Annotated in this window: 5 protein-coding genes; 4 read left to right on the top strand and 1 reads right to left on the bottom strand. The window is 60.4% G+C overall.

Features of this window, described 5'->3' with window-relative positions; genetic code table 11:
• Window positions 1-2065: phenylalanine--tRNA ligase subunit beta (gene pheT / locus IHN22_RS00585; RefSeq protein ID WP_191433038.1), on the top strand; the 2065-nt coding region annotated here is incomplete at its 5' end.
• A 956-nt stretch (window positions 2066-3021) separates the two neighbouring features.
• Window positions 3022-5199: a M28 family peptidase gene (locus IHN22_RS00580; protein ID WP_191433037.1), complete on the top strand. Its 2178-nt coding sequence runs from the start codon at window positions 3022-3024 to the stop codon at window positions 5197-5199.
• A gap of 59 nt (window positions 5200-5258) precedes the next feature.
• Here the strand turns inward: IHN22_RS00580 and spoVAC are convergent, their stop codons facing one another.
• The gene (gene spoVAC / locus IHN22_RS00575) at window positions 5259-5699 is read right to left on the bottom strand and encodes a stage V sporulation protein AC (RefSeq protein ID WP_087188286.1); all 441 of its coding nucleotides are present in this window, start codon (window positions 5697-5699) and stop codon (window positions 5259-5261) included.
• A gap of 121 nt (window positions 5700-5820) precedes the next feature.
• Between spoVAC and IHN22_RS00570 the strand changes: the two genes are divergently transcribed.
• Window positions 5821-6471, top strand: coding sequence for a MerR family transcriptional regulator (locus IHN22_RS00570; protein ID WP_191433036.1), 651 nt, complete (start codon window positions 5821-5823; stop codon window positions 6469-6471).
• Entirely contained in the window at window positions 6452-6769 is a 318-nt protein-coding gene (locus IHN22_RS00565) for a YbjQ family protein (RefSeq protein ID WP_087188284.1), read from the top strand. Before IHN22_RS00570 ends, IHN22_RS00565 begins: the two co-directional genes overlap by 20 nt.
• The last annotated feature ends 1 nt before the right edge of the window (window position 6770 follow it).

Raw genomic sequence — 6770 nt, 5'->3', positions numbered from 1 at the left:
GGACCTGGTGGCCTACAACACCAAGAGCAATACCATTTGCACCCTGGAGGATCTCCACGCCCAGCAGGCCGAGTTCCCCCACTGCATCCCCGACGGCATTTTTGTGCTGAACGAGGACTGCAAGCCCGGCGACGACATCAAGCCCATCATCGGCGCCGACGACCACGTGGTCGAGTTTGAGATCACCCCCAACCGCCCCGACTGTCTCTCCGTCATCGGTCTGGCCCGGGAGGCCGCCGCCACCTTTGACGCCCCCCTTACCCTCCACGAGTCTGTGGTCAAGGGCGGCGGAAACGGCAGCCTGATGGAGCTGCTGGACGTGGAGACCCCCGCCAGCGACCTGTGCCCCCGGTACACCGCCCGGATGGTGCGCAACGTGAAGATCGCCCCCTCCCCCAAGTGGATGCGGGAGCGGCTGCGCTCCATGGGCGTGCGTCCCATCAACAACATCGTGGACATCACCAACTACGTCATGCTGGAGTACGGCCAGCCCATGCACGCCTTTGACTACCGCTATGTGAAGGGCGGCAAGATCATCGTCCGCCGTGCAGAAGAGGGCGAAGAGCTCACCACTCTGGACGGCCAGGTGCGCAAGCTCAACGCCAACCACCTGGTCATTGCCGATGAACATCGGGCCGTGGGTCTTGCCGGCATCATGGGCGGCGAGAACAGCGAGATCGTGGACGACACTGTGGACGTGGTCTTTGAGTCCGCCTGCTTCGACGGCACCTGCATCCGCAAGGGCGCACTGGCCCTGGGTATGCGCACCGAGGCTTCCGCCAAGTTCGAGAAGGGTCTGGACCCCCTGAACACCCTGCCTGCTGTCAACCGGGCCTGCGAGCTGGTGGAGCTGCTGGGCGCCGGCGAGGTGCTGGACGGCACCATCGATATCCTCAACTATGTGCCCCAGCCCCGTGTCCTCAAGCTGGAGCCCGAGAAGATCAACGGCCTGCTGGGCACCGACATCGCCGAGAGCGAGATGGTGTCCATCCTGAAGAAGCTGGACTTCCAGGTGGAAGGCGATCAGGTCACCGTGCCCTCCTGGCGCGGCGACGTGATCGGCATGGCCGACCTGGCCGAGGAAGTGGCCCGGTTCCACGGCTACAACAACATCCCCATCACCCTCATGCGGGGCCAGACCACCCTGGGCGGCTTCTCTGTGGAGGAGAAGCTGGAGCGCCAGCTGGGCTCCCTGTGCCGGGCCATGGGCTTTGACGAGATCATCACCTACTCCTTCATCTCTCCCACCTGCTATGACAAGATCCGCTGGGACGCCGACGATGCCCGCCGCCAGTCCTTCAAGATCCTCAACCCCCTGGGCGAGGATACCTCCATCATGCGTACCACCGTACTGCCCTCCATGCTGGAGATCCTGACCCGGAACTACAACTACCGCAACCAGAACGTGCGCCTCTATGAGGTGGGCCGTATCTACCTGCCCGGCGGCGAGGACGGCCTGGCCGTGGAGAACAAGGTGCTGTCCATGGGCGCCTATGGCAGCGATATGGACTTCTACGCCCTCAAGGGCTGTGTGGAGGCCATTCTCAAGGATCTGCGGGCCGAGGATGTCCACTTCGAGGTCCCCAGCGAGACCAATCCCTCCTATCACCCCGGCCGGGTGGCCGATGTGTACGCCGGTGACCAGCGCATCGGTGTGCTGGGCCAGGTCCATCCCCTGGTGGCCCAGAACTACGGCGTAGACGCTCAGTTCTACTGCGCTGAGCTGGAGCTGAACGCGCTCATGGCCGCCAAGGGCGCCGATCCCGAGTATGTGCCTCTGCCCAAGTTCCCCAACCTCACCCGCGACATCGCCGTGGTGTGCGACGAGGCGGTGACTGTGGGCGCTCTGGAGGCCTGCATCCGCAAGGGAGCCAAGGGCCTGCTGAAGGAGTGCAAGCTCTTCGACATCTACCGCGGCAAGGGCGTGGACGAAGGCAAGAAGTCTGTGGCCTTCAACCTGGTCCTCCGGGCCGACGACCGTTCCCTCACCAGCGAGGAGGCCGACGAGGATGTGAAGAGCATCCTGGCCGCTCTGGAGAAGGAACTGGGCGCCGTGCTGCGCTAACTTCCCCAAAATGTGAAAAGTCCCCCCGGCAGTGCCGGGGGACTTTTTATGTTGAGAGGTTTGCCGCATTTTTGCCCAGGAACAGCACAACCCCCCGGCCATCCATCGTGACCGGGGGGCTACTTTTCGACCTGGGGTTCAATCACTTGGTCTACCTCTACTTTCTACAGATTTGCCACGCATTGGGAAGGACTCAGTTTTGGGATTCGCCTGGATCACTGTCTCCTGCAACGTACTACCCTGATTTCCGTCTTCAGCGAACTTCGCATCTGAGGTTTCCGGGTCTCCTCGCTTCAATGAGTTTGTTGGGAACACGTGTTGCCTAAAACGAACCGTTCCTTTTCCTTCTGCGTTGAGGCTTTGATGATTTGGACTTTACTAGCCCATTGGGTTCACCTCTTTCTTTCTGGCTTTAGTATACTATTGGGTCTGCCGTTTGTCAAGTCTTTTTATTTGTTTTTCACAATTTCTCATCTTTTCTCTTATTGGCTTCCAGTATATTTACACATACCAGGATCCATCCCACTTACCCGAAATTCAGGATTGACACCTGCATTGACCTGTGGTATAAATTGTATGTTCGTTTTTGAACGCCTGTGCGAATGCACGTCCTGACCATCCTTTCACAAGGATCAAGGCTACACGGACGGCCGGGTCAAATGCCGAAAACCCGTCGAAGAGCTCGGGACCGTACCGCGGGTACGGACTGGCAACTTTGTTGCCTTATTGATTGAGCGGAAAGGCTCAAGTTTTATAAGTTGGTTACTTCATAACCGATGCGTAGATACGCACATCAACTTGTGAACGGTCAATAAGAGTGATGAATCGGACTGCACGGTACGGGCCCCCGTAACAGGCGAACTATAACTCTCTTTGTGTTCCAGCCATGGTGTGTATCTGCGCCATGGCTTTTTTGCTGCCTTTCCGCTCCACACGTTTGGAGGAGAGAAAAAAAGATGAGGAAACGCCTGATTGCCGCAACCGCCACAGCAGCTCTGCTGCTGTCCCTGACCGCCTGCTCCCAACCGGATAAGCAGCCGGAGCCCTCTGCCGGACAGGATACCCAGGCCCTGGTATCCGCCTATCTGGAGCAGGTAGACCAGGAATACGCCTACCAGATCGCCGAGACCCTGGCCTATGATCCCGCCTATCTGTCCAACGAACTGGGCTGGCGCACCGCCGGTTCCGATGCCGAGCACGCTGCCGCTGACTACATTGCCGCCGAGATGGAGTCCATCGGCCTGACGGTGGAGAAGGTGCCTGTCACCGTGGATAAGTGGCAGTTCAACGACGCCTCTCTCACCATCGCCGACACCGACATCCAGATCATGCCCGCCTCCTACGCCACCAACGGCACGGACGCTGACGGCATTACCGCCCAGCTGGTGGATGTGGGCACCGGTACCGCCGCCGAGTACGAGGGGGTGGACGTGGAAGGCAAGATCGCTCTGGTGGGCGTGGACCAGTGGAATGTGGCCTGGATCGACCAGTATATGAATGAGGCCGCTCTCCACGGCGCCAGCGCCATCGTCACCTACGATGTGGGCGGCTACGCCACCTATTCCGACGACATGATCAATATGCAGGACGTTTGCTCCAAGGATGTGATCCCCTGCGTCAGCATCAGCAAGAACCAGTATCTCCAGCTGGCGGAGGCTCTGGCCGCGGGACACGACACCGCTACCCTGATGGTGGACAACGTCATGGAGCCGGAGCAGGGAACCAGCTACAATGTGGTGGGCACCCTGAAGGGCCGCAGCTCTGAGCAGCAGACCCTGGTGGCCGGCCACTATGACGTCTACTTCAACGGCTTCCAGGACGACAGCTGCGCCATCGGCCTGGTGCTGGCCATGGCCAAAGCCATGGTGGATTCCGGTTACCAGCCGGAAAACGACATCCGCTTCATCGCCCACGGCTCCGAGGAGTGGGGCGCCTCGGGCACCCAGTTTGACTGGACCACCGGCGCCTGGGAAATGAGCAACACCGCCCATCCCGAGTGGGCCGGCAAGACCATCGCTCTGCTGAACTTTGAGCTGCCCGCCTTCTACGACGGCATGGAGGAGGGACAGATCAGCTGCGTCCCCGAGTTTTCCACATTGACCCAGTCCTTTGTGGAAGAATCCGGTCTTTTGACCCAGCCTGTTAACAACGTGTACCCCGGCGGCATCAGCGGCCAGTCGGTGGATACCAACACCATGGAGGACGGCGTCTCCTACCGGGCCTCCGGCGTCCCTTACTTCATCAACATCCCCGGCACCCAGGACGGCGAGGAGGGATGGATTCAGCAGCGCTACCACACCGTAGCCGACGACCGGGATACCTACAGCGCCGACGTGATGCATACCAATCTGAACACCTTCGGTACGCTGGCCATCTACCTGGATCAGACACCCGCTCTGGAGCTGGATCTGACCGCCACCTGCGACGATCTGGCGGAGGCTCTGGATGCCGATCTGGTGGCCGCCGCCGGCGGCGACGGCGAGGCCTACACCACCGCCCTGGAGACGCTGCGGACAGCTGCCGACGGGTGGAACCAGGAAATCGCCGCTGTCAACAGCCGCTATCAGCAGGCTCTGTCCGAAGGAGCCAGTCAGGAGGACCTGGACGCCATCCGGGCCGAGGGCCGGGCACTGAATGCCAAGACCCTGGAGGCCTTCCGCTTTGTCCAGGACCACTTCATCGGCATCGCTTCCACATCCACCATCCTCATCAAGCATCAGGCTTATCAGGAGAATATCGCTCTGATCTCCGGCGTGGTCGACGCCCTGGAGCAGGGAGTCCTGGGCAACGAGGAGGGCACCGGCGCGCTGGATCTGGCCTGGATGATCAACGGCGGCACCGAGTACGGCTACTATAATTTCAGCCTGGAGACCAACGCCCGGTCCAAGGAGGCTCTGCTGGAGGACTCCAACCCGGGCAACCTGTTCTGGGGTACCGGCAAGGGCTCCATCCTGGCGGAGACCTATCCCGCCACCATGTCTCTGCTGGCCAAGAGCATGGAGGATGCCCCCTCCTTTGATGAGGAGATCGCCCTCTACAACGATGCTCTGACCCAGCAGCAGCAGCTTCTGGCCCAGCAGGTGGCTGAGGAGACGGCCGCCATGGGCGAGCTGACCCAGCTGCTTCAGGCTTAACTCCATGAGAAAACGCGGAGCACGGCTTTGCCGTGCTCCGCGTTTTCTGTTTAGCGCAATCAGGCACCCATCAGTACCAGGATCACACCATAGATCACACTGGCCACCAGGCCATAGACAATCACCGGCCCGGCGATGATAAACATCCTGGCGCCTACCCCCAGCACCAGTCCCTCACTTTTGAACTCCAGGGCGGGAGAGGCCACCGCATTGGCAAAGCCGGTGATGGGTACCAGAGTACCCGCTCCAGCGTGCTGGGCCAGCTTATCAAACCACCCCAGGGCGGTGAAAAAGGCGGAAAGGAAAATCAGCGTGACGGACACCGCTGTCCCTGCGTCGGTCTTATCCAATCCCCAGCTCTGGTACAGGTCGCTCAGCCCCTGTCCCAGGGTGCAGATCAAACCGCCCACCAGGAAAGCCCAGATCAGATCCTTCCACAGGGGAGAGGGCTTGGCCATCTCAGCCACATAGCGGCTGTACTCCTCGTTGGTCATGTCCATGGTACGCGCCTCCTTTTCCTCCATTATGTCCGCCAGCCACGGGAATATGTACAATGGAATATTTTTTTCTTGACTTTCCACCCGGTGGAGGGTATACCTTTTTGCGTCGGAGGTGAGCGGCATGAAGATCAACGAGGTGGAGCAGCTTGTGGGCGTCACCAAGCGCAACATCCGTTTCTATGAAAAAGAGGGGCTGCTGAACCCCGGACGCAATGCGGACAACGGTTACCGGGACTACACCGACGCCGACGTGGAGGCCCTGCGTAAGATCAAGCTGCTGCGGAAGCTGGACGTACCTATGGAAGAGATCCGGAAAATGCAGCAGGGCATCCTGACCCTGGACGACGGCCTGCGCCGTCACATCATCCAGTTGGAACGGGAGCAGGCCAACCTGGCCACCATCCGGACCCTGTGCCAGACATTGGCCGACGCCGGCCAGCAGCTGGCCGACCTGGACGCGGACCGGTGGCTGTCGGAAATGGACCGTATGGAAGGAGAGGGGACCCGCTTTGTGAACATCCATAAGAAAGATACTGTGTCCCACTACATCCCGCCGGTGGTATGCGCCCTACTGTTCGTGGTCCTGATGGGGGGCGTCATGGCCCTGCTGGTGTGGGCTGCCGTGGCCTTCCCCACCGACGCACCCCCGCTGCCGGTGGTGGTGGTACTCACCCTCATCCCGGCTGTGTTCATCGTCGGGGTCCTGCTGGCCCTCATCCAGCGCATCAAACAGATCCAAGGAGGAGAAGAAAATGCTGCTTCTAAATATTGAGTACATCCCCGGCAAAGAGATCCAGGCCCTGGGTATCGCCAAGGGCAGCGTGGTCCAGTCCAAGCACTTCGGCAAGGACTTTATGGCCGGTATGAAGACCCTGGTGGGCGGCGAGATCGAGAGCTATACCAAAATGCTCACCGAGGCCCGTCAGATCGCCACCAAGCGCATGGTGGATGACGCCGAGGCCATGGGGGCCGACGCTGTGGTGGGCGTACGCTACACCTCCGCCTCCATCATGCAGGGTGCGGCAGAGATCACCGCCTATGGTACCGCCGTCAAAATCGTGGAGGGATAAG

Source organism: Flavonifractor sp. An112 (assembly GCF_904377885.1).
Taxonomy (GTDB): domain Bacteria; phylum Bacillota; class Clostridia; order Oscillospirales; family Oscillospiraceae; genus Flavonifractor; species Flavonifractor avicola.
The sequence above is the reverse complement of the archived record's forward strand: the minus strand, read 5'-3'. Positions and strand labels throughout refer to the sequence as shown.

What these genes read in the sequence shown, in the direction of transcription:
- IHN22_RS00580 (WP_191433037.1), top strand. Translation starts at nt 3,022, where the DNA reads ATGAGGAAACGCCTGATTGCCGCAACCGCCACAGCAGCTCTGCTGCTG.
- spoVAC (WP_087188286.1), bottom strand. Translation starts at nt 5,699, where the DNA reads ATGGACATGACCAACGAGGAGTACAGCCGCTATGTGGCTGAGATGGCC.
- IHN22_RS00570 (WP_191433036.1), top strand. Translation starts at nt 5,821, where the DNA reads ATGAAGATCAACGAGGTGGAGCAGCTTGTGGGCGTCACCAAGCGCAAC.
- IHN22_RS00565 (WP_087188284.1), top strand. Translation starts at nt 6,452, where the DNA reads ATGCTGCTTCTAAATATTGAGTACATCCCCGGCAAAGAGATCCAGGCC.